The sequence below is a fragment of the Janthinobacterium sp. GL_088 genome (genome assembly GCF_057837845.1).
Map to the genome: position 1 here is coordinate 2,892,516 of NZ_CM174453.1, position 22,236 is coordinate 2,914,751.

Annotated in this window: 17 protein-coding genes; 11 read left to right on the forward strand and 6 right to left on the reverse strand. The window is 64.7% G+C overall.

Features of this window, described 5'->3' with window-relative positions:
* Positions 1–53: 53 nt before the first annotated feature.
* The 4 genes from recC to AC3IQ7_RS13245 all read left to right on the forward strand — a co-directional run bounded on the left by recC (position 54) and on the right by AC3IQ7_RS13245 (position 11,166).
* Positions 54–3,473 carry an exodeoxyribonuclease V subunit gamma gene (recC, locus tag AC3IQ7_RS13230; RefSeq protein ID WP_489210035.1) on the forward strand — a complete coding sequence of 1,140 codons (3,420 nt, stop codon included), beginning with the start codon at positions 54–56 and terminating at the stop codon, positions 3,471–3,473.
* On the forward strand, positions 3,470–7,126 hold the full coding sequence (gene recB / locus AC3IQ7_RS13235) for an exodeoxyribonuclease V subunit beta (protein ID WP_489210037.1): 3,657 nt from the start codon (positions 3,470–3,472) through the stop codon (positions 7,124–7,126). Before recC ends, recB begins: the two co-directional genes overlap by 4 nt.
* Positions 7,123–9,081, forward strand: a complete 1,959-nt coding sequence (gene recD / locus AC3IQ7_RS13240) for an exodeoxyribonuclease V subunit alpha (protein ID WP_489210039.1) — start codon at positions 7,123–7,125, stop codon at positions 9,079–9,081. Before recB ends, recD begins: the two co-directional genes overlap by 4 nt.
* 159 nt (positions 9,082–9,240) lie before the next feature.
* On the forward strand, positions 9,241–11,166 hold the full coding sequence (locus AC3IQ7_RS13245; RefSeq protein ID WP_099380210.1) for a methyl-accepting chemotaxis protein: 1,926 nt from the start codon (positions 9,241–9,243) through the stop codon (positions 11,164–11,166).
* Between the two features lie 14 nt (positions 11,167–11,180).
* On the opposite strand, the gene AC3IQ7_RS13250 is transcribed toward AC3IQ7_RS13245, so the two are convergent.
* A complete protein-coding gene (locus AC3IQ7_RS13250) occupies positions 11,181–12,080 on the reverse strand; it encodes a LysR family transcriptional regulator (protein WP_099380209.1) in 900 nt (299 codons plus the stop codon).
* 109 nt (positions 12,081–12,189) lie between these two features.
* On the opposite strand from AC3IQ7_RS13250, the gene AC3IQ7_RS13255 reads away from it, so the two are divergent.
* Positions 12,190–13,122 (forward strand): DMT family transporter, encoded by a 933-nt coding sequence (locus tag AC3IQ7_RS13255; RefSeq protein WP_099380208.1) that lies wholly within the window; start codon positions 12,190–12,192, stop codon positions 13,120–13,122.
* On the opposite strand, the gene AC3IQ7_RS13260 is transcribed toward AC3IQ7_RS13255, so the two are convergent.
* Positions 13,123–14,001, reverse strand: coding sequence for a serine hydrolase (locus tag AC3IQ7_RS13260; protein ID WP_489210042.1), 879 nt, complete (start codon positions 13,999–14,001; stop codon positions 13,123–13,125).
* A gap of 416 nt (positions 14,002–14,417) precedes the next feature.
* Between AC3IQ7_RS13260 and AC3IQ7_RS13265 the strand changes: the two genes are divergently transcribed.
* The 3 genes from AC3IQ7_RS13265 to AC3IQ7_RS13275 are packed head-to-tail and all read left to right on the forward strand — an operon-like array spanning position 14,418 to position 16,892.
* Positions 14,418–15,674 (forward strand): sensor histidine kinase, encoded by a 1,257-nt coding sequence (locus AC3IQ7_RS13265; protein WP_489210044.1) that lies wholly within the window; start codon positions 14,418–14,420, stop codon positions 15,672–15,674.
* Positions 15,671–16,420, forward strand: coding sequence for a LytR/AlgR family response regulator transcription factor (locus AC3IQ7_RS13270; protein WP_099380205.1), 750 nt, complete (start codon positions 15,671–15,673; stop codon positions 16,418–16,420). Before AC3IQ7_RS13265 ends, AC3IQ7_RS13270 begins: the two co-directional genes overlap by 4 nt.
* 43 nt (positions 16,421–16,463) lie before the next feature.
* A complete protein-coding gene (locus tag AC3IQ7_RS13275; RefSeq protein WP_489210046.1) occupies positions 16,464–16,892 on the forward strand; it encodes a DsrE family protein in 429 nt (142 codons plus the stop codon).
* Positions 16,893–16,951: 59 nt separating this feature from the next.
* Here AC3IQ7_RS13275 and AC3IQ7_RS13280 read toward each other — a convergent pair whose 3' ends face one another.
* A complete protein-coding gene (locus tag AC3IQ7_RS13280) occupies positions 16,952–17,170 on the reverse strand; it encodes a TOBE domain-containing protein (RefSeq protein ID WP_034757699.1) in 219 nt (72 codons plus the stop codon).
* A gap of 164 nt (positions 17,171–17,334) precedes the next feature.
* Positions 17,335–18,390, reverse strand: a complete 1,056-nt coding sequence (locus tag AC3IQ7_RS13285; protein WP_152252574.1) for a sulfate ABC transporter substrate-binding protein — start codon at positions 18,388–18,390, stop codon at positions 17,335–17,337.
* 301 nt (positions 18,391–18,691) lie between these two features.
* Here AC3IQ7_RS13285 and AC3IQ7_RS13290 point away from each other — a divergent pair, with 301 nt between their 5' ends.
* Positions 18,692–19,222 (forward strand): GNAT family N-acetyltransferase, encoded by a 531-nt coding sequence (locus AC3IQ7_RS13290; protein ID WP_225240924.1) that lies wholly within the window; start codon positions 18,692–18,694, stop codon positions 19,220–19,222.
* 66 nt (positions 19,223–19,288) lie between these two features.
* Here the strand turns inward: AC3IQ7_RS13290 and AC3IQ7_RS13295 are convergent, their stop codons facing one another.
* Positions 19,289–20,101 carry a class II glutamine amidotransferase gene (locus AC3IQ7_RS13295; protein WP_322428911.1) on the reverse strand — a complete coding sequence of 271 codons (813 nt, stop codon included), beginning with the start codon at positions 20,099–20,101 and terminating at the stop codon, positions 19,289–19,291.
* A gap of 232 nt (positions 20,102–20,333) precedes the next feature.
* On the opposite strand from AC3IQ7_RS13295, the gene AC3IQ7_RS13300 reads away from it, so the two are divergent.
* Together AC3IQ7_RS13300 and AC3IQ7_RS13305 are read left to right on the forward strand one after the other, a co-directional pair.
* Positions 20,334–21,170 (forward strand): EAL domain-containing protein, encoded by an 837-nt coding sequence (locus tag AC3IQ7_RS13300; RefSeq protein ID WP_322428912.1) that lies wholly within the window; start codon positions 20,334–20,336, stop codon positions 21,168–21,170.
* Positions 21,171–21,269: 99 nt separating this feature from the next.
* Complete coding sequence (locus AC3IQ7_RS13305; protein ID WP_416208784.1) at positions 21,270–22,019, forward strand: YcbK family protein; 750 nt, start codon at positions 21,270–21,272, stop codon at positions 22,017–22,019.
* A 6-nt stretch (positions 22,020–22,025) separates the two neighbouring features.
* Here the strand turns inward: AC3IQ7_RS13305 and AC3IQ7_RS13310 are convergent, their stop codons facing one another.
* The gene (locus AC3IQ7_RS13310) at positions 22,026–22,229 is read right to left on the reverse strand and encodes a DUF3460 family protein (protein WP_035817978.1); all 204 of its coding nucleotides are present in this window, start codon (positions 22,227–22,229) and stop codon (positions 22,026–22,028) included.
* Positions 22,230–22,236: the final 7 nt, after the last annotated feature.

A 22,236-nucleotide genomic window follows, 5' to 3' on the forward strand; every position in this document is an offset into this window, starting at 1 on the left:
CCTTTGACGTCTCCGGCCACCCGGCCGGAGGCGCGGCAACCCATCGGATCAGCATGCATACTCCCGTCACGCCCGGCCTCCTCATCCTGCATGGCAACCAGCTGGAACAGCTGCGCGCCGCCGTCTTCCAGTGGCTGCGCCAGCATCCGCTGGCACCGCTGGAAACGGATATCTTCCTGGTGCAGTCGAACGGCGTGGCCGAATGGCTGAAGATCGCCCTGGCCGAGGAGATGGGCGTATGCGCCGCCACGCGCATCGCGCTGCCGGCGCGCCTGCTGTGGGAAAGTTACCGGGGCATGCTGGGGCGCGAGCGCGTCCCGCGCGTGTCGCCGTTCGACAAATCCCCGCTGACGTGGCGCTTGATGCGTCTATTGCCCTCGCTGCTGGCCGACCCGGTGTTTGAGCCGCTGCGCTACTTCCTTGCCGATGGCGATAGCGAACGCCGGCTGCAGCTGGCCGAGCGCCTGGCCGACCTGTTCGACCAGTACCAGGTCTACCGCGCCGACTGGCTGGCCGACTGGGCCGCAGGGCGTGACCAGTTGCGCACGGCGCGCGGCGAAGCTATCCCATTGAAGGCGGACCAGCGCTGGCAGGCGCAGTTGTGGCGCGCCGTGGCGGCCGACGTCGAGGCTTTCGAGCGCGACACGGGCCGCGCCGACATCCATGACGCCTTCCTGGCGGCGATCGCCGCCGGCGATGCGCCTGCCGGCAAGCTGCCGCGCAGGGTCGTGCTGTTTGGCGTGTCTGCCTTGCCGTACCAGACCTTGCAGGCGCTGGCCGCGCTGGCGCGCCACACGCAGGTGGTGCTGGCCGTGCCGAATCCATGCCAGTTTTACTGGGGCGACATCATCGACGGGCGCGACTTGCTGCGCGCGCAAAACAAGCGCCAGCGGCAGCGCAACGGCACCGACCTGGCGCAAATTCCGCTCGAAGAACTGCATGCGCACAGCCACCCGCTGCTGGCCAGCTGGGGCAGGCAAGGGCGCGACTTCATCCGCATGCTCGACGAATTCGACGAACACGCGCAAGCCGAAGGGCGCGATGACAGCCTGCGCATCGACCTGTTTGGCGAGGAAACGGGCGAGACCCTGCTGCAGCAGGTGCAGGTGGCCATCCGCGAACTGCGCCCGCTGGCCGAACACGAGCAGACACCGCCCGAGGCAGGCGACCGCTCGATCGAATTTCATGTGGCGCACAGCGTGCAGCGCGAAGTGGAAGTGCTGCACGACCAGCTGCTGGCCATGTTCGCGCACAGCGCCGAGACGGGCCTGCGCCCGCGCGACGTGGTGGTGATGGTGCCCGACATCGACACGTTCACGGCCGCCATCCACGCCGTCTTCGGCCAGTACCGGCGCAATGACGAGCGGTTCATTCCGTTCGAGATCGGCGACGTGAAGGACCGCAGCGTCAACCCGCTGCTCGTTGCGCTCGAATGGCTGCTGCAGTTGCCGCAACAGCGCTGCCGCCAGAGCGAAGTGCGCGACCTGCTCGACGTACCGGCGCTGGCGGCCCGCTTTGGTCTGCAGCCGGACGACCTGGCCACTCTGGGCGCCTGGATCGAAGGGGCGGGCGTGCGCTGGGGCCTGGACCAGGCACACCGTGCCGGCCTGGGGCTCGGTGCGGCCGGCGAACAGAATGCGTGGATCTTCGGCGTGCGGCGCATGTTGCTCGGCTATGCCAGCGGCAGTGGTGCCAGTTTTGGCGGCATCGAGCCGTATGCGGAAGTGGGCGGCCTCGATGCGGCGCTGGCGGGCTCGCTGGCGCAGCTGGTCGAGGCGCTGCTGCACTGGCGCACCGTGCTGGCCGGCGCCTGCACGCCGGCCGAATGGGGCGTGCAGGCGCGCGCGCTGCTGGCCGCCTTCTTTGACGCCGACGACGAAGGCGACCGTTTGACCCTGGCGCAGCTGGAAGGCGCCTTGCAGGGTTGGCTGGAAACCTGCGAACACGCGGGCTTTGTCGAGCAGGTGCCGCTGTCCGTGCTGCGCGTGGCGTGGCTGGGCGCGCTGGACGAGCCGACCCTGAACCATCAATTCGTCTCCGGCGGCGTGACCTTCTGCACCCTGATGCCGATGCGCGCCGTGCCATTCCGTGTCGTATGCCTGCTGGGCATGAACGATGGCGACTTCCCGCGCCGCGCGCCGAAGGCCGATTTCGACTTGCTGGCGCTGCCCGGCATGGCGCGCCCGGGCGACCGCTCGCGCCGCGACGATGACCGCTACCTGATGCTCGAAGCCTTGCTGGCCGCGCGCGACAAACTGTACGTGAGCTGGGTGGGGCGCAATGTGCGCGACAATTCCGAGCAGCCGCCGTCCGTCCTCGTGTCGCAGCTGCGCGATTACCTGGCCGCCGGCTGGTCGCTGGACCGGCATTTGGCAAGCCTGACGACCGAGCACGCGCTGCAGCCGTTCAGCCGCCGCTATTTCGAGGCCGATGGCTTGCTGACCTACGCGCGCGAATGGCGCGTCGCGCATGCCGATGCCGATGCGCAGGCCGCCGTGCTGCCGCTGGGCCTTTACGAGCTCGATCCCGGCACGCGTTTGAAACTGGGCGAGCTTGCCAGCTTTTTGCGCCAGCCCGTCAAATACTTTTTCCGCCGCCGCTTGAGCGTATATTTCGCCGATGCGGCCATGCTGGGCGAGGATGAAGAGCCGTTCGGCCTGAATGCGCTCGAGCGCTATCTGCTGGAAGACACCATGCTGGACGACGGCGGCGCCGTCGAAGCGCTTGATGACGTGCGCGCCAGCCTGGAAGCGCGCGCAGCGAAGCTGGCGCGCGAAGGCGTGCTGCCCATCGGCCTGATCGGCCGGCAAGTGCAGGCGCAATTGGTCGAGGCGCTGGTGCCCGTGCGCAGCGCGTGGCTGTCCTTGCGCGCCTCGTTCCCGTACGCGGCCGACAAGCGCGCCATCAACTTGCCCTTCGGCGAGCTGCAGATCGACGACTGGCTCGACAAATTGTGCAGCAACGGGCAGGAGACGGCCTGGCTGATGCAGATTTCCTCGAAGGTGACGGACAAGGGCGGCCTGGCGCGCGGCGACAAGCTGACGCTGATGTGGCTGCGCCAGCTGGCCGCCGCCGCCCTCGGTTTCCCCGTCACCGGCTACCTGGTGGCGCGCGACGCCATCGTCAGCATGGCGCCGCTCGATCCGGCCAGCTCGCGCGACGCGCTGGCCACCTTGCTGGCGCTGTGGCGCGAAGGCATGAACCATCCGCTGCCGACGGCCTGCAAGACGGGCCTGGCGCTGGTGCAGCAGGGTGACCCGCGCGCCGTCTACGATGGCGGCTTTGAACTGTCTGGCGAGCGCGACGAACTGTGCCTGGCGCGCCTGTGGCCCGAGTTTTCCGCGCTGGCCGCGGAAGAAGCCTGGGAAGACTGCACGCGTGAGCTGTATGGCCCGCTGGCCGACTGGCTGCAGCAGCACATTACGATAGACCCGATCAGCGCGCCCGCAGACGGTGCGGGAGAAGAACAATGACGAGCCATCTGCTCAACCCCCTGGCGTTCCCGCTGCATGGCTCGCGCCTGATCGAAGCCTCGGCCGGCACCGGTAAAACCTGGACCATCGCCGCGCTGTACCTGCGGCTCGTGCTGGGGCATGGCGACGACGACAGCCGTTTTACGCGTCCGCTGCTGCCGGCCGACATTTTGGTGATGACGTTTACCCGCGCCGCCACGCGCGAATTGTCGAACCGCGTGCGCGAGCGCCTGATCGAGGCGGCCGCATATTTCCGCCACGAGTCTGGCGGCAGCGATCCGTTTCTCGATGCCTTGCTCGAATCCTATCCGGACGAGAGCGAGCGGCAAAAGGCCGCGCACCGGCTGATGCTGGCCGCCGAGACGATGGATGAAGCGGCCATTTTCACCATCGACGCCTGGTGCCAGCGCATGTTGCGCGAGCACGCGTTCGACAGTGGCAGCCTGTTCGACGAAGAACTGGTCAGCGACGAGCAAGCCCTGTTCGAGGATGCGGCCCACGATTACTGGCGCCAGCAAGTCTATCCCTTGCCGCCGCAGGCGCTCGACGTGCTGCTGGCCTGCTGGCCCGACGTGGGGGCGCTGAAGAAGGGCGCGCGCGAGCTGGCGCGCCGCGCGGACATCATGCGCATGGCGGACGAGGAACCGTTGTCCGTGCTGATCGCGCGCGAACAGCGGGCGCTGGCCGCGCAGCTGGCCACCCTGAAGGCGGGCTGGGTCGAGCGCGTGGACCGGATGGCCGCCTGGATCAATGACCACCGCGCCGCCAATCCCAAGTGTTTTAACGGCGTCAAGATGAAGCCGGAAAACCTGACGAAGTGGTTCGACGGCTTGCGCCGCTGGGCGCAGGATCCGCTCTTGCTGCAGCCGGCCATCACGGCCAAGGCGTGGGAGCGCTTGACGCCGTTCGGCATCGAGGATGCGTTTGCCAAGAGTTTCACGGCGCAGGTACCCGAGTGCTTCGACCATACCGAGGCGCTGGGGATCGCCCTGGCGGCCCTCACGCCGCTGGCGCACAAGCTGCACCTGCATGCGGCGGCGGCCATCGCGCGGCGCATGGATCAATTGAAACGCCAGTCGCGCCAGTTCGGCTTTGCCGACATGCTGCAGCGCCTGCACGACGCGCTGGCTGGCGAAAACGGCGCGGCCCTGCGCCAGCGCATCGTCGACCAGTATCCGCTGGCGATGGTCGATGAATTCCAGGATACGGCGCCCGCCCAGTACCAGATTTTCAATCTGCTGTACCGCATCGCCGACAACGACCCGGCCCTGGGCCTGTTTTTGATCGGCGACCCGAAACAGTCGATCTACGGCTTTCGCGGCGCCGACATCCAGAGCTACCTGGCGGCGCGCCGCGCGACAAACGGGCGCCATTATCAGCTGGGCACCAACTACCGTTCGACGGCGCCGCTGGTGGCGGCCGTCAACCAGCTGTTCCTGCATGCCGAGCGCGACGAGGTGCCGGCCGGCGCCTTCCGCTACCGGAAAAACGGCGAGAACCCGCTGCCGTTCGAAGCCGTCGATGCCAAGGGCCGCGCCGAATTTTTGGTAACAAAGGATGGCGCCATGCCGGCGCTGATGGCCGCCTGCGCCAGCGATGAAGGGCTGCGCGGCGACAGCTACCGCGAGTATTTCGCGCAGCACTGCGCCGAGCACATCGTCGCCATGCTGGGCGATGCGCAAGCAGGTTTCGATGGCCCGGACGGTTTCACGCGCCTGCAGCCGGCCGATGTGGCCATCCTCGTGCGCGACCGCAAGGAGGCGGCGGCCATCCGCCGCGCGCTGGCGCGCCGCCGGGTCGCCAGCGTCTACCTGTCGGACAAGGATTCCGTCGTCGACAGCGAGGAAGCGCAAGACGTGCTGCGCTGGCTGGCAGCGCTGGCCAACCCGCTCGACGGGGGGCTGGCGCGCGCCGCGTTTGCCACGCGCACCATCGGCCTGTCGCTGGGCGAACTGGCGCGGCTGTCGAGCGATGAACTGGAATGGGAACGCCGGGTCGAGCAACTGAAGGCCCTGCACCTGATCTGGCAGCGCCAGGGCGTGCTGGCCATGCTGCGCCGCTTCATCCACGAATTGCAGCTGCCGGCCATGCTGCTGCAGCAGACGGGCGGCGAGCGGCGTCTGACGAATCTGCTGCACCTGGCCGAATTGCTGCAATCGGCCAGCCGCCAGCTCGATGGCGAGCAGGCGCTGATACGCTGGCTGGCCGAGCAGATCGCCGGCGAAGGCGAGGGCGGTGACGAGCGCGTGCTGCGCCTGGAAAGCGATGCGGAGCTGGTGAAAGTCATCACCGTGCACAAGTCGAAGGGGCTCGAATACCCGCTCGTGTACCTGCCGTTTGCCGTCACGGCGCGCAAGGTGGACAAACGCAACCGCAGCTTCTTCGAGTATGCGGGCGAGGATGGCGAACGCCGCCTCGACCTGTCCCTGTCCGACGAGGCCATGGCGGCGGTCGAAGAGGCGCGCATCGAGGAAGACTTGCGCTTGCTGTATGTGGCCCTGACGCGCGCGCGCCACTTCCTGTGGCTGGGCGTGGCCGCCCAGGCGGCGCGCAAGGCGGGCGAGAACACCTTGCACGAATCGGCGCTCGGCTACCTGCTGACAGGCGGCGACAAGCTGCCGGCGGAGCAACTGCTGCTGCGCTGGCAGCAGGTGGCGGGCAGCTGCGACGCCATCTATGTCAGCGCGCTGGCGCAGCCCGACGCCTGCACGGTGCTGGACCGGGTCGAGCGGCGCCCCGAGCTGCGTCCCGCGCCCGTGTTCGCGGGCGAATTCGAACGCGACTGGTCGGTGGGCAGCTTTACCTCGCTGACGCGCCAGATCGGCGCCGTGGCGGCCGCGCACGTACCGCAGCGGGCGCTGGAAGAAACCCTGCTGGAAGATGGCACTGGCGTGCCAGCCGCCTCGCCGCTGCAGACGGGCGACGCCCCGTGGCACCGCTTCCCGCGCGGCTCCGTGCCCGGCAACTTCCTGCACGAGCAGCTCGAGTGGATGGGCGGCGAAGGTTTTGACAGCGTCCACGAGGCGCACTTCGACACGCGCCTGGCCGCGCGCTGCGAGCGGGCTGGCTGGGGCCATCGCCAGGAAGACGCCATCGCCTGGCTCAGGGAAGTCGCCGTCACGCCGCTGCCGCTGCTCGATGCGTCGCTGTCGCAGCTTAATAGCACCCTGTCCGAGATGGAGTTCTGGTTCCCCAGCGAGCATTTGTCCACCGGGGCGCTCGATCAGCTGTGCACGCGTTTGCTGCTCGACGGCGCGCCGCGTCCCGTGCTGCCGCGGCGCCAGCTGCACGGCATGCTGAAAGGCTTTGCCGACCTGGTCATCGAACAGGATGGCCGCTACTGGGTGCTCGACTACAAGTCGAATGCACTGGGCGCCAACGACGCGGCCTATCACACGGCCGCGCTGGCGGCTGGCATGGCGCAGCACCGCTACGATATCCAGGGCGCCATCTACATGCTGGCCCTGCACCGGCTGCTGAAAAGCCGCCTTGGCGACGCGTATGACCCGGCCGAGCACCTGGGCGGCGCCATCTTCCTGTTCCTGCGCGGTATCGCGAATGCGGATACGCATGGCTGCTACTGGCTGGCGCCGCAGCTGGAACTGCTGGACGGCCTCGATCAATTATTGTCAGAAGAAGTGGAAATAGCATGAACCATGACGTGGCCCTGGACGCCCTGTTTGCCCATGTCGACGGCGTCGCCGGGGATGGCCATCTGCGCCGCCTGAGCGCCGCCTTTGCCCGCTTCATCGCCAGCCTGGACGAGCAGGCGCCAAATGCGCCCGCCGTGGCCGTGGCGTGCGTGGTGCTGTCCGAGCTGGAAGGGCGGGGCCACAGTTGTTTGATGCTGGCCGAGCTGGCCGGCGAACCGTCGCAGTTGCTGGGCTGGAGCGAGGAGCTGTGGCATGGCGTGCTGGCCGTTTCCGGCCCGCTGCCGGACAGCGTCGATGGCTGGCGCGCGCTGCTGGCTGGCGCGCCGCAGGTGTGGCAGGTGGATGCCCACGACATGCGCCAGCCGCTGGTGCTCGACGGCGACCGCCTGTACCTGCGCCGCTACTGGCGCGATGAGAGCCTGGTGGGCGAAAAAATCGCCGCGCGTGCACAGGATTTGACCAATCCGCCGCTGGCGCAGGTGCGGCAATGGCTCGACATCCTGTTCGACCAGCCCACGCAGGATGGTGGCCCGGACTGGCAAAAGGTGGCGTGCGCCATCGCCTTGCGCGGCAAGGTGGCCATCATTACGGGCGGGCCGGGGACGGGCAAGACGTACACGGTAGCCAGTTTGCTCACCTTGCTGTTTGCCGTCTCGCCGCAGCCGGAGCAGCTGCGCATCGCGCTGGCCGCGCCCACGGGCAAGGCGGCCGCGCGCCTGAAGCAGTCGATCGACAAGGCCTTGAGCGGCCTGGCGGAAAAGGTCGGGGAAGCCTTGCCCCTGCTGGAACTGGCGCGGCGCATGGGCGCGGCCCGTACCCTGCATAGCTTGCTGGGTGCGCGGCCCGATACGCGCGCCTTTGCCCACCACGCGGGCAATCCGCTCGACGTCGACGTGCTGATCGTCGATGAGGCGTCGATGGTGCACCTGGAGATGATGGCCTCCGTGCTCGACGCCTTGCCGCCCACGGCGATCCTGATCCTGCTCGGCGACAAGGACCAACTGGCGTCCGTGGAAGCGGGCGCCGTGCTGGGGGACTTGTGCCACGATGCGCAGGCGGGCGGCTATACGGACGCCACCATCGCGTATGCGCAGGCGGCCAGCGGCGTGGCTATTCCCGCCGCCTTTGCCGGTGCGGCGGGTGCGCTGGCGCAGCAGACGGTGATGCTGCGCCACAGCCACCGCTTCAGCGGTCCGATCGGCGAGCTGGCGCTGGCCGTGAACGGCGGCAGGCCCGAGCTGGCCAAGGCTTGCTTTGCCGGCGACAGCGGCGGCCAGCTGGCATGGAGCGTGACCGCGCAACCGGACGAGGTGCTGCGCCTGGCCTTGCGCGGGCGGCTTGACGCGCCGGGCGGCTACCAGCCCTATCTGGAACTGGTCAATGCGGGCGGCGATGCGTACGCGCAGCATGACGACTGGGTGCGCGCCGTGCTGCACAGTTTTGAATCGTTCCGCATTTTGTGCGCCGTGCGCGAAGGTGAGTGGGGCGTGGCCGGCTTGAACACGGCCATCGAACTGCGGCTAGAAAAGGAAGGCTTGATACGCCGCAGCGAATGGTATGTGGGTCGTCCCGTGATGGTCACGCGCAACGACTACGGCACTGGCGTGTTCAATGGCGACATCGGCTTGACCCTGCGCGACCCTGCGCGGCCCGGCTCCCTGCGCGTGTACTTTTTGGAAGGCGAGAACGTGCGCAGCGTGCTGGCCACGCGTTTGCGCCATGTGGAAACGGCGTTCGCCATGACGGTGCACAAATCGCAGGGCTCGGAATTTCGCCATACGGTGCTGGTGCTGCCGCAGGAAGGCGGCGCCATGCTGGCGCGCGAACTGGTCTATACAGGCATCACGCGTGCGCGCGACTTCTTTACCCTCGTCTCGCCTACGCAGGCCGTGCTGTTCGATGCGATTCTGCGCCGTACGCAGCGGGCCAGCGGCTTGAGGGGGCTGATCGGCTGATGGCTGGACTGGGTTTGATGAGTTTCCATATGGAAATATATGTGTTGTATTCCGAATATTGATGGAAATTGTTCCGATTTTTGTGTGAAAATGCTTTCATAGAGAAAGTAGTGCAAAAGCACTGTTTCACGCCATTAAAATTGAAACGAGGAGTCCATCATGTTGTCTTCCCTTCGCACGCGGCTGGTGCTCATTTGCGTGGCCATCGTCGTGCTGTCCATGCTGGCCCTCTCGGTCGCCAATTACATCACCACGCGCAGCAGCATGCTGGCGTCGTCGGACCAGCAGATGCAGCAGTTGTTGCACAGCCAGTCGGCCGTGCTGGCGCAATGGGTCGATGGCAAGAAAAAGGTCATGGCGTCCGTCGTCATGTCGGCAGAGACGCCGGACCCGCTGCGCGCTTTCCAGATCGCGGAAAAGGCCGGCGATTTCGCGGAAGTGTTCATCGGCTACGCGGACAAACGCTCCGTGTTTACCCATCCGGGCCGTCCGGCCGATTTCGATCCCACGGCGCGCGCCTGGTACACGGACACCGTCAAGGCGGGCGTGCCGATGCTCACGCCGCCGTACGTGGACGCGGCCAGCCACAAGCTGGTGGTGTCGTTCACGGCGCCCGTCGGCCCGAAAGAGGCGCTGCTGGGCGTGGCGGGCGCGGACGTGCTGCTCGATACGGTGATCGCCAACGTGGTGGCGATCAAGCCGACGCCGCACAGCTTTGCCTTCCTCGTCGACCAGAGCGGCACCATCATCGCCCACGCGAACAAGGACCTGAGCCTGCAGCCGGTGACGAAACTCGATGCGTCGCTGTCGGCCGCGCAGGTCAACCGCCTGGAAAGCACGCGCACGAGCGATGCCGTGCGCCTCGATGAGCGTGACGGCAAGCTGTATGTCACGCGCGTGGCGGGCACCGACTGGCTGCTGGCCGTGGTGCTGGACCAGCAGGAAGCCATGCAAGCCTTGCAGACGATGCTGACGACGGCCACCGTCACGGCCGCGTTGCTGACCGGGCTGGCGGCGCTGCTGCTGTCGCTGCTGGTGTTCAGGATGCTCAAGCGCCTGGAACTGGTGCGCGACGCGCTCGACGACATCGCCTCGGGCGAGGGCGACCTGACGCGCCGCCTCGACGCTTCCGGCGTGGATGAACTGGCGCAGATCGCCGGCGCCTTCAACCGCTTCATCGACAAGATCGCCGCCGTGCTCGTAAAAATCCGCACGGCCAGCGAATCGGTGAAAGTCTCGTCATCGGAAATCGCCGCCGGCAACCAGGACCTGTCATCGCGCACGGAACAGCAAGCCAGTTCGCTGGAAGAGACGGCAGCCTCGATGGAAGAGCTGACCAGCACGGTGAAACAGAATGCCGACAATGCGCGCCAGGCCAATCAGATGGCGCAATCGGCGTCCGGCGTGGCCAGCAAGGGCGGGCAAGTGGTGGCACAGGTGGTCGATACCATGGCCTCGATCAACGACTCGTCGAAGAAGATCGTCGACATCATCAGCGTCATCGACGGCATCGCCTTCCAGACGAATATCCTGGCCTTGAATGCGGCCGTGGAAGCGGCACGCGCGGGCGAGCAGGGACGCGGCTTTGCCGTGGTGGCGACGGAGGTGCGTAATCTGGCTCAAAGATCCGCTGGCGCAGCGAAGGAAATCAAGCTGCTGATCGACGATTCGGTGGGCAAGGTGGACTCGGGCGCGCGCCTGGTCGACGAGGCTGGCGCGACGATGCAGGAAATCGTCGACAGCGTGCGCCGTGTAACGGACATCATGGGTGAGATCACGGCGGCCAGCGCAGAGCAAAGCTCGGGCATCGAGCAGGTGAACCAGGCGATTGCGCAGATGGACCAGGTGACGCAGCAGAACGCGGCCCTGGTGGAAGAGGCGGCCGCCGCGGCGGAAAGCCTGCAAGACCAGGCCAGCACCCTGGCGCAGGTGGTGGGCGTGTTCAAGCTCGATGACGGGCAGGCGCCGCAGCAACCGCCGGCAAGGCCCGCGGCGCGCGCATCGATTGCGCCGCGCATCGCCAGCCGTCCCGCAACGGTGCCCGTCGCCAGGCCGGAGCGCAGCGAAGAGTGGGAGACGTTTTAAGCTCTTTTGGACTTTCAAGCGCGGCGGGGCGCCAGGGTCGGCGCCATCTGTTTCGCCACCTCGAAAAAAGCGTTGGTGGCGGGCGTGTTCTGGCGCCGGTCGCGCACGGCCAGGCCCACCTTGCGGCTGACGGGCGGGTTTAACGGCAGGGCGACCAGCTCCGGATACTGTTCGCGCAGGCGCTGCGGCAGGGCCAGTTCGGCCACGATGGACAGGCCGTCGCCGCGGCTGACCATGTCGAGGATGGTGATCACCTGGCTGATGCGGTAGGGCACGTTCGGCTGCAAGCCCGCGTTGGCGAACAGCGGTTCGATCAGGCAGGCGCATCCCGCTTCGGACATGATGAACGGACCTTCGCACAACTGCGCCAGGGTGATGGACGTTTCGCTGGCCAGCGCATGGCTGCGCGGCACCAGCGCCATCATCTGGTCTTCCACCAGCGGCGCCGTATCGAAACGCTCGTCGGGCAGCACGACGAAGCCGACGTCGACCCTGCGTTCGCGTATCCACTGCACCACTTCATGGTCTGCGCCCTCGTCGATGCGCAGGTCGATGCCCGGATAGCGCAGGCGAAATTGCGCCGTGATGGCCGGCAGCAGATTCAACGACGACGTCGGGCCGAAGGAGCCGATGCGCAGGGTGCCCTGGCGCTGGCCCAGCACGTCGGCCGCTTCCTGGCGCATGGCTTCCGACAAACCGAGGATTTCGCGCGCACGCACGAGCAGTTGGCGGCCCACATCGGTCAGTTCGGCCGAGGCCTGGTGGCGCACGATGAGGTCAACGCCCATCTCCTTTTCCAGCGCTTTCAAGGCATGCGAGACGGCTGACTGGCTGATGCCCAGCTGCGCGGCGGCGGCGGAAAAACCGTGCAGTTCGGCTACCAGGGTAAAGATTTCCAGTTGCGTGAAGGTCATGGTGTGGTTTCTTTGAGATATGAGTATTTGCTCATTATTTCATGAGTTAATATTAGTATTAATATATATGTACAGCGTCCGCTGTACAAGCGATATCATAGGACTTTCCATGCGCACTACCGCCATACCTTCCGCCGCCTTGCCTTCCGTGCAATCGCCGCTCGTCTATCTCAAACTGATTTTCGTCGCCCTGTTCTGGGGCGGTACCTTTATCGCCGGCCGCGTGCTGGCGCAGCAGATGCCTCCGATGACGGCGGCCAGCGGACGCTTCGGCGTGGCCGTGCTGTTGCTGCTCGTGCTGGCGTGGAAACTCGAAGGCGGCTTGCCGCGCCTGGACCGCAAGCAGCTGATGACGACGGCCGCGCTTGGCCTGACGGGCATCTTTCTGTACAACCTGTGCTTCCTGGCGGCCCTGTCGCGCATGCCGGCCGGGCGCACGGCTCTGTTCGTGGCCCTGAACCCGATCGTCACGGCGCTGGCCTCGGCCTTCCTGTTCCGCGAACGGCTCGGTTCCTTCAAGTGGCTGGGCATCATGCTGGCGTTTTGCGGCACGGCCATCGTCATCACGCGCGGCGACTTGGCCGGCGTGCTGCATGGCACGGGCGGCGGCATCGGCATGGGCGAAGTGTTCATGTTTTGCGGTATTTCCAGCTGGGCCGCCTACACCCTGATCGGCCGGGTCGCGCTGAAGGGCTTGAGCCCGATTGCCGCCACCACGTATGCGTCGATGTGGGGCCTGGCCTTTTTGCTGGTGGGCGCGGTGGTGGAATTCCCGAACGTGCCATGGCACAGCTTTGGCTGGCAAGTGTGGGCCGCCATCGGCTACCTGGGCGTGTTCGGCACGGTAATCGGCTTTGTCTGGTATTACGAGGGCGTGAAAGCGCTGGGTCCGTCGCGCACGGCCGTGTTCAACAACCTCGTGCCCGTATTCGGCATCGTGCTGGCGGCAGTGCTGTTGGGCGAACCCGTGCTGGTTTCGATGCTGGTGGGCGGCGCGGTGACGATTGCCGGCGTGGTGATGACCAACCGGCAAGCGAAATAATCAGCGGGCGCGGCGGCGTTTACCAGGTTTCGCCGGCGCCTTCTTGTGTCGGCTGACCGAGGCGCGCATCACTTTCGGTTCTTCGATGCCGTTCTCGGCCGCCAGCATGCGCCGGATGTTGACGGCGTCCATGGCGCGCACGGAATTGGCGCGCGCGTTGAGCAGGATCATGGTGGCGAACTTGCCGGCCGACTTGATGCGCATGATCAGGCAGCGGCCCGCTTCATTCGTATAGCCCGTTTTCGACAGGCCGATATCCCAGCCCTTGGCGCCCACCAGGCGGTTCGTGTTGTGGTATTCCACGTCGCGGCCTTTGATCTGGATGATGTCCTTCGAGTCCGTCGTGATGCGGCTGATTTCCGGGTAGCGCGAGGCGGCCACGGCCATCTTGACGAGATCCGCCGCCGTCGACTGGTTGTTCGGCGACAGGCCCGTCGGCTCTTCGATCACGGTCTGGTGCATGCCCAGGGCCTTGATCTTGGCGTTGACGGCCACGGCAAATGCGGTCGGGCCGCCGGGGAAGGTGCGCGCCAGCGAGGCGGCGGCGCGGTTGTCGGATGACATCAGCGCCAGTTGCAGCACGTCGTGGCGGCTCAGGGTGGCGCCCACGGGCACGCGCGAGGTGCTGTGTTTCAGGGTGTCGACATCCTCGCGGTCGATGCTGATCTCTTCCTGCATATTCGCCTTGGAGTCGAGCACGACCATGGCCGTCATGAGTTTGGTCAGCGAGGCGATGGGTACCACCACGTTGGAATTTTTTTCAAGCAAGACTTTGCCTGTGCCGTCTTCGACCACCAGTATCGACTGGGAACCGAAGGGCACGGCGATGGCCGCTGTCGAAAGCGTCATCAGCACCGCGGCGAACATTTTTTTGAGCATGGGATTGTATGTGGGAAAGCAGTTTTGGGGCGCCATCGTGGGCGCTGCGCGCAAATCCGGAAACGGGCCGCGCGGGGACGCGGCGTGTATCTCGGAGGCAATATTTGCCAAGCTTAAACAATACCATTAAAGATCAAGCGATGTCTACGGTATAAGCCCGTGACAAGCGGCGTTGCGGCCAATTTGGCAAATAAATGGGGCTAATCTTGCCGTAGTGAAAATTGTTGCGCGATTATTGATTTCGTCTTGGAAACTTCGTATTATTTTAGCAATATTGGCAGCCATGGTCCGGCTGGCGCCGCGCGCTTCGTCGCTGATGCCTGCCGCTTCGTGCTTCGTCGCCCCACGCTATGCCCTGCAACAAGGGCGCCGTAGACTGCGTTCATGCCTGATTGAGACGATAAGGAGAACGCAGCATGTGGAAAAAATTTGCGGGATGGTATCGCTGTTACGACGATGAAACCCTCAGGGTGCTCGCGCATCCGGACACGGCGGCCCAGTTGCCGCATGGCTGGCGGCGCTGGGTGGCGTTGCGTCTCGTCACCCTGACGCCCATCGAGCGCCAGCAATTCCACGCCTTCATGCTCAAGTACCGGGGCGCCGGCTTTTACCTGGCGGCAGCCAGGCTGGTGCTGTTGTTCAGTATCGTCGGCGTCGTGCTGCATCTGCTGCTGCCCGACAAGGTGGGCTGGACCAAGGCCGTGGTGCTCAGCAATGTGCTCGGCCTGGCGATGGCCTGGGGCGTGCTGGGGGTCTGGTTCAATTACCGCAAGCTGGCGCAAAAGAAGTTCAAGACGCTGCTGCTGCTACTGCTGGTGCCGGCCTTGGGCGGTGTGGCGATTGGCGTGCTGCGCGCCATACTGGAAGGTAATAGTTCCATCGGCGTGGCCATCGAGCGCGGTGCGCGCGTGGGCGGCTGGGCCGCGCTGACGGCCGGGCTGGTCTACATGATACCGATGACCATCGTTGTTCTGTGGCGCAACCGCCAGTACGAGGCGCTGGCCCTGCAGCTGCAGCAGGATGCCGAGCGCGACCGTCTGGCGCGCGAGCTGAGCGAATCGCAGCTGCGTTTGCTGCGCGCGCAGATCGAACCCCATTTCCTGTTCAACACCCTGGGCGCCGTGCAGCAGCTGGCCGAGCAGGGCGCCAGCGGGGCGGTGCAGGCGGCCGCGCTGACGGCCAACCTGATCGCCTTCTTGCGCGCCAGCCTGGCCGAGATGCGCGCCGACCAGGTGCCCTTGCAAACGGAATTCGACGTGGTGCAAGCGTATCTGCAAGTGATGCAGGTACGCATGGGCGCGCGCCTGTCCTTCCGCCTCGATTTGCCGCCCGGCCTGGCGCAGATGCAAGTGCCCAGCATGATCTTGCTGACTCTGGTGGAAAACGCCATCAAGCATGGCATCGAGCCATCGCTGCGGGGCGGCGAAATCGCCGTCTCGGCCCTGCTGGACGCGGACGGCGCCATGCGCTTGCGCGTGCAGGATACCGGTGTGGGCCTGGGCGCCGCGAGTGCGCCCGGAGGCGGCCTTGGCCTGGAGAATGTGCGCCGCCGGCTGCAGCTGGCCGCAGCCGCTGCCAGCCTGCACGTGCAAAATCGCGAGGACGAGGACGAGGACGATGGCGTGCTCGCCGAGATCGTATTGCCGATGAATACCAAGGAACTTGCCGCATGAATGCCACCATCCTGATCGCCGAAGACGAACCCCTGATGCGCGAACGCCTGCAAACGATGCTGGCGCTGGCCTGGCCCGAGGCGCGCATCGTGCTGGTGGCGGAAAACGGCAACGATGCCTGGGACGGTTTTCTCGAACATGAGCCGGACGTGGTCTTCCTCGACATCCGCATGCCTGGCCTGTCGGGCCTGGAAGTGGCCGAGCGCATCGGCAAGCGCGCCCACGTCGTGTTCGTCACGGCCTACGACCAGTACGCTGTCGATGCCTTCGACGCGGGCGCCGTCGACTACCTGTTGAAACCCGTACAGGCCGAGCGGCTGCAGCGGGCGCTGGCCCGGCTGCGCGACAAGCTCGGCGCCCAGCCGGCCGACATGGCGAATTTATTGCAATCGCTGCGCGCGGCGCTGCCGGCGCCGCCGCGCGAAAAATTGAAATGGATCAGGGCCAGCGTGGGCAAGCAGATCCGTTTGATCGACATCAATGACGTGCTGTTCTTCCAGGCCGACACAAAATACACGCGTGTGGTGCTGGCCGGCTCGGAGGCGCTGGTGCGCACGCCGCTCAAGGATTTATTGGGCGGCCTCGATCCGGAACAGTTCTGGCAAATCCACCGTGGCACCATGGTCAACGTGAAAGCCATCGAGGCGGCCGAGCGCATCGATGCCGAACGCATGCAGGTGCTGCTGCGCGGCAGCACGGAAAAGCTGCCCGTCAGCCGCACGTTTACGTATTTGTTCCGGGATTGATATGATGGCAATGTTTTTAATCTGCCACTGAAATGGACATCTCATGACAATCTTGCGCCGCTGGTTCTCCGCCATCCTTCTTTCCTTGCTCGCTTGCACCGCCGCCACGGCAGCGCAGAAGGAGGAAAAGGTGGTGTATCACGTCAATGACGCCAGCAATGCCACGGCTGCGCTGAAAAATATCCGCAATCACCTGGACGCCAGCCCCCAAGCCATCATCGTGCTCGTCGCGCACGGCCCCGGCATCGATTTTCTGCTCGATGGCGCCATCGACAAGAATGGCAATCCGTATGACGCAGTGGTGCGCGAGCTGGCCAAGCGTGGCGTGAGCTTTCGCGTCTGCAATAACACCTTGCAAGGACGCAACATCGACCGCCAACGCGTGCTGCCCGAAGCCATCATCGTGCCCTCGGGCGTGGCCGAGTTGAGCCGCTTGCAGTGGCAGGAAGGGTATGCGTATATCAAGCCCTGATGCGAACGCCGCGCCGCTGCCGGATGGCAAGGGGCGCGGCGTCAGTGGGCAGATAACGCTTACTGGATCTTGGCGATCGACACTTCCGTCGATTTCACCAGAGCGATGACTTCGCTGCCCACTTTCAAGTCCAGATCCTTGATCGAGCGCGAGGTGATGACCGAGGTGACGATGCCGTGCGGCGTTTCCACGTCCACTTCCGACACCACGGGGCCAAAGATGATTTCCTTGATCTTGCCGCGAAACTGGTTGCGTACATTTACTTCCGAGATAGCCATGATATTTCCTTTGTGCCCGTAATACGCCATGCGGCGCGACAAGGCCAGAGTACGGCGCGCGCGGAGTTTTGACCACGAATCGATGCGCATATCGATATGCGCAAACAGGCGCGGGCATGAAAAAACCGGGACAAATCCCGGTTTTTTGTTGATATGGCGCAAACTTACTTCTGATAAATCTTGTCGAACTCGCCGCCATCGTCAAAGTGTTTCTTTTGCGCCTGTTTCCAGCCGCCAAAGACGTCATCGATGGTAAACAGGGTGATCGGCTTGAAGCTGGCCGCGTATTTCTTGGCGACGGCAGCCGAACGGGGGCGCAAATAATGCTTGGCGACCAATTCCTGGCCTGGTTCCGAGTACAGGTATTGCAGGTAGGCCGTGGCTTCCTTGCGGATGCCGCGGCGGTCGACGACCTTGTCGACGACGGCCACCGGCGACTCGGCCAAAATGGAGATGCTTGGATACACCACTTCAAAGTTGTCGCCGAATTCGGCGCGCACCAGTTGCACTTCATTTTCAAACGTCACCAGCACGTCGCCGATTTCGCGCTGGGTGAAGGTGGTGGTGGCGCCGCGGCCGCCGCCGTCCAGCACGGGCACGTTCTTGAACAGCTTGGTGACGAGGTCGCGCGCCTGCGCTTCGCTGCCGCCTTTTTTCACGGCATAACCCCACGCCGCCAGGTAGGTGTAGCGGCCATTGCCCGAGGTTTTCGGGTTCGGCACGATGACCTTGATGCCGGGCTTGGCCAGGTCGTCCCAATCCTTGATGTGTTTCGGGTTGCCTTTGCGCACCAGGTACACCATGGTCGAGTAAAACGGCGCCGCATTGTTCGGGAATTTCTTGGCCCAGTCGGCCACCACGAGGCCGCGGTCGACGAGGATATCGATGTCATTCGCCTGGTTCATGGTCACGACGGACGCTTCCAGGCCATCGGCGACGGAGCGCGCCTGCTTGCTGGAGCCGCCGTGCGATTGCTTGATGGTGATGGTTTCGCCTGTTTTGGCTTTCCAATCAGCAATAAATGCGGGATTCACGTCCTTGAACAGTTCGCGCATCACGTCGTAGGACGCGTTCAGCAAGACCACGGGTTCGGCGGCGCTGGCGGCCATCGGCAGGCTCATGGCGGCAGCGGAAGCGGCCAGGGCGCTGGCCAGGAACCAGCGGCGCGAGCGTTGGGTGAGCGTTGCTGCGGCAGTCGATACGGCGTTGGAATGGGTCATGTTGAACTCTTGTTGTGAGAATAGATAGACATAGTCTAAAATTCCGGCCGGAAAAGAAACGAATTTTTCGTAATATGCTTAGATTCGATTCCCGTTTGCGCTAAAAAACAGATATCGATTTCTGGAAACATTCGTGGGCAAGATGCGCATCAGCACTTAGTCTGCAGGCATCGCACCATAGGCAAAACCGGTCCGTGGCGCGCGGCAAAAAACCCGAAAGCGCCGCTTGGTGTATAGTCGAATCGCACGATACAGGGGTAAAACCGTCTGCATCGGCAACTGGAATATTTTGTGAGCGTACATGAGTCTTGAAATTCGTATTGCAACATCGACCGACGCTTTCGAGGCGTGCAACGTATTACGACGCTCCATCGTCGAATGCTGCAGCCTCGATCATCGGGACGATCCGGCCATCCTGGAAGCCTGGCTGGGCAATAAAACACCGCAGATGGTGGCGTGCTGGTTTGCGTCGCCTACCAATTTTTCGCTGGTCGCAGTCGAGGCGGGCGCCGTTGTCGGCGTCGGCTTGCTGACGCGCGCCGGCAAGCTGGCCCTGTGCTACCTGCTGCCCGAGGCGCAAGGCCGCGGCGCGGGCAAGGCGCTGGTGGAGCAACTGGAGGCGCAGGCGCGCGAGTGGGGCATCAAGGCCCTGCAACTGCACAGCACGGCCAGCAGCCAGTCCTTTTTCGTCAAGCAAGGGTATGTCGAGGCGGGCAATGTGCGTTCGCCGTATGGCGTGGAAACGATTTTTTGCTGGAAACAGATTGACCCCGCGGGTATCGCTAGCGGCGACCCCAAGCGCAAGCGCTTTTGCAACTGCAATTCGGCCTGACGGCTTTTCTGCACTTCAGCCCGCCCATCCGGCGGCGGGCCATTTCCTCCGTTTGAATATTTCCCTTCAGTAACTGATCTGGATATACACGCCTTGCGGCACGCTCTCGTTTGCCGGCAGCAAAGTGCCGCCCGCAAACAGTTTCAGTTCGCCGGGCGCGAACGCCAGCCAGTCCTCGTTTTGCGTCAGCGGATGCGTGGCGATGACGGCGATGCGGTCGTCCAGGTGATTATGCTGGCGAAAGTCGATGCTGCGCTCGCAGTCGATCAGTTGCGCGACGGAAAACGGGTATTCGCGTATCACGAAGTGCAAATGCGTGGAACAGTGGGCAAACAGCAGCTCGCCGTCCGACAGGATGAAATTGAATGTGCCGTGCGCGGCGATTTCCGTGGCGACCTCGGCGATGGCGGCGCGCAAGTCGGCGCGCGCGGGTTCGCCCAAGGGGAAGCGCGTGCGCAAACGGGCCAGCAAGTGGCAAAAGGCCTGCTCGCTGTCCGTGTCGCCGCTGGCGCGGTAGTGCGCATTGGCGGGCGCGCGCCACGTTTTCAAGTCGCCATTGTGGGCGAACGACCAGGTCTTGCCCCACAGGTCGCGAGCGAACGGATGCGTGTTTTCCGGCGCGATGCGGCCCTGCGTGGCCTTGCGGATGTGCGCGACGATGTTTTTCGCCTTCACGGGATGCTGCTGCACCCGGGCTGCCAGCGGCGAATCGATGGCAGCCAGGTGATCCGTCAGCAGGGTGCAGCCGCTACTGGAATGATAGGCGATGCCCCAGCCGTCGCGGTGCTCGTCCGTGCGTCCGCCCCGTTCGGCAAAGCCGGCAAAGGAAAAACCCAGCGCCGCGGGCTTGCTGCTGTTCATTGCGAGTAACTGGCACATGGCGGCCCTTCCTGATGGTATCGGTACATGAACACAGTAAAGGCCGGGGCAGGTGGCTGGAAGGAATGTTTCCGAGTATCGTTATGCGCTGGTCGCCGCATCCCATATGTGTTGGGCGCATATCAAATGGCGAAACCATTCGTTCTCCTTTGGTTGGCGCTGCCTTACTCTGCACACTTTGGCGCCGTCTTCCCCATGAGGGCAGCTGGCGCAGCCCGATGAAGGAGCACGTATGCCATTTCCCGTCCTGAAAAATTACCTGGCCCGCCTGTCGCACCAAACCCAGGCCGGCACCAGCGTCTGGCTCGACGGGGAGGGCAGGGCGCTGGGGCGCTTTTTCAATTGCACCATGACCAGCGCTTTCCAGCCGCTGCGCGAATTGGAAAGCGGCAAGCTGGTGGCGTTCGAGGGGCTGGCGCGCAGCGTGTCGAAGGCGGACGAAGGCTTGTCGCTGTGGCGCTTGCTCGATCACGCGGCCAGCGACGATGAATCCGTGGAGCTGGACCGGCTGTGCCGCATGCTGCACGCCATTAATTTTTTCCGCCAGAGCGAAGCGGAGGAAGCCGACCTGTATCTGAACGTGCATGACCGCCTGCTGAGCGCCGTCAGCAGCAATCACGGCCACGCCTTCCAGCGCATCCTCGACGCGCTGGGCTTGCCCATCGAGCGCATCGTGCTGCAATTGCCGACGGTGACGCCGAACCAGGGCTGGCTGCTCAACTATGTGGCCGACAATTACCGCCGCAACGGCTTCCGCCTGGCCATCAACGTGGCCAGCGTGCAGGAGGCCACGGGCATGCTGGAGCGCCTGCATCCGCATGCATTCAAGCTTGACGCGGGCAACCTCAGCGACGAGCAGGCCGTCGCCAGCTTCGTCACCGTGTGCCATGCGGCGAAAATCCGCGTCATTTTCAAACGCCTCGACACGCCGGCCGCGCTGGCCGCGCTGCAGCGCATCGCCGCCGCCACGGGATTGCCCATCGTCACCCAGGGTTATCTGCTCGACAAGCCTTTGACGGCATTGGCGCAGGCAAATCGGGACAGCGTGGCCAGCGCCGCCGCCGCGTAGGGCGCCCGAAGGTGAAATGAGGGCGCCACGATAGGCATTGAGGGTTTTTCTTCGCGGCACAATACGCTATAGTATTCCCATCGTTATATTGGACTGACTATGGCATCGCGCAGAAATTTTCTACACCACGGTATGGGCTTGGCCGCGCTGGGCCTGGTTGCCACCCCGCTCATAGGCTGCGCCTCGCGCACGGCCGCTCCCGCCTCGGCTTCGGCCAGCGCCAAGCCGCGCGCGCCGCGCACGGGCGTGCCACCCCAGCCGACGCAACTGGCCAGCATTGACCGCTCGGTCACCTCGCAGTCGCGCCAGGTCATCACCGAGATGGAACCGCCTCCCGACATCTTCGACGCGCAGGCGCTGGACCTGGAATTCTGGCTCAAGCCCCGCACCCTGGAAGTGGTGCGCCCGGCCAGCAATGAAAAAGCCAAGCTGCTGTACTGGAAAGATGGCGAGGTCATCGATTCGGCCTACCAGGAACTTTGCCACTTGCTGCGCGACGTGAACGGCAAGAAGACGGCGCCCATCGACCCGAAACTGCTGGAAACCCTGTGGGGTACGCAAGCGTTCGTGGCCCGTTACGGCATCGAGCAGCCGCTGGAGATCCTGTCGGGCTACCGCACGGCTGAGTCGAACAGCCGCCTGCGCGAGGCGGGCGTACCGGCCGCGCGCCAGTCGCTGCACATTTCCGGCCGCGCCGCCGACATCCGCGTGGCAAATCTGAACGCGGAAGTGCTCGGTTCGCTCGTGCGCAGCTTCAAACAGGGAGGCGTGGGCTTTTATTACCGCTCCGGCCCCCGTGGCGGCTGGATCCATGCGGATACGGGCTTGCAGCGCACCTGGAAAGGCTAAGACCTTTTAGTCGTAATGGTAGGGCGGCTCCGGCACGCTATCGCGTTCGGTGCGCCGCCATTCATCGAAATTCACGGGGCGTTCCCAGTAAATGCGCCAGCCCAGGCGCTGGCTGGTTTGCGCTTCGGGATGGTCGCGCAGGTAGCCGTCGATAAAGCGCGTGAATTCCGAGACATAGCCGCCGCGCCGGTAGGGAAGTGGATGAGTCATGGCTCCT

Bases quoted from the DNA above. Each gene is read 5' to 3' on its own strand.
- AC3IQ7_RS13270 (WP_099380205.1), top strand. From the start codon at position 15,671: ATGAATGCCACCATCCTGATCGCCGAAGACGAACCCCTGATGCGCGAA.
- recC (WP_489210035.1), top strand. From the start codon at position 54: ATGCATACTCCCGTCACGCCCGGCCTCCTCATCCTGCATGGCAACCAG.
- AC3IQ7_RS13265 (WP_489210044.1), top strand. From the start codon at position 14,418: ATGTGGAAAAAATTTGCGGGATGGTATCGCTGTTACGACGATGAAACC.
- AC3IQ7_RS13275 (WP_489210046.1), top strand. From the start codon at position 16,464: ATGACAATCTTGCGCCGCTGGTTCTCCGCCATCCTTCTTTCCTTGCTC.
- AC3IQ7_RS13290 (WP_225240924.1), top strand. From the start codon at position 18,692: ATGAGTCTTGAAATTCGTATTGCAACATCGACCGACGCTTTCGAGGCG.
- AC3IQ7_RS13300 (WP_322428912.1), top strand. From the start codon at position 20,334: ATGCCATTTCCCGTCCTGAAAAATTACCTGGCCCGCCTGTCGCACCAA.
- AC3IQ7_RS13285 (WP_152252574.1), bottom strand. From the start codon at position 18,390: ATGACCCATTCCAACGCCGTATCGACTGCCGCAGCAACGCTCACCCAA.
- AC3IQ7_RS13245 (WP_099380210.1), top strand. From the start codon at position 9,241: ATGTTGTCTTCCCTTCGCACGCGGCTGGTGCTCATTTGCGTGGCCATC.
- recD (WP_489210039.1), top strand. From the start codon at position 7,123: ATGAACCATGACGTGGCCCTGGACGCCCTGTTTGCCCATGTCGACGGC.
- AC3IQ7_RS13255 (WP_099380208.1), top strand. From the start codon at position 12,190: ATGCGCACTACCGCCATACCTTCCGCCGCCTTGCCTTCCGTGCAATCG.
- AC3IQ7_RS13280 (WP_034757699.1), bottom strand. From the start codon at position 17,170: ATGGCTATCTCGGAAGTAAATGTACGCAACCAGTTTCGCGGCAAGATC.
- AC3IQ7_RS13260 (WP_489210042.1), bottom strand. From the start codon at position 14,001: ATGCTCAAAAAAATGTTCGCCGCGGTGCTGATGACGCTTTCGACAGCG.
- recB (WP_489210037.1), top strand. From the start codon at position 3,470: ATGACGAGCCATCTGCTCAACCCCCTGGCGTTCCCGCTGCATGGCTCG.
- AC3IQ7_RS13250 (WP_099380209.1), bottom strand. From the start codon at position 12,080: ATGACCTTCACGCAACTGGAAATCTTTACCCTGGTAGCCGAACTGCAC.
- AC3IQ7_RS13305 (WP_416208784.1), top strand. From the start codon at position 21,270: ATGGCATCGCGCAGAAATTTTCTACACCACGGTATGGGCTTGGCCGCG.
- AC3IQ7_RS13310 (WP_035817978.1), bottom strand. From the start codon at position 22,229: ATGACTCATCCACTTCCCTACCGGCGCGGCGGCTATGTCTCGGAATTC.
- AC3IQ7_RS13295 (WP_322428911.1), bottom strand. From the start codon at position 20,101: ATGTGCCAGTTACTCGCAATGAACAGCAGCAAGCCCGCGGCGCTGGGT.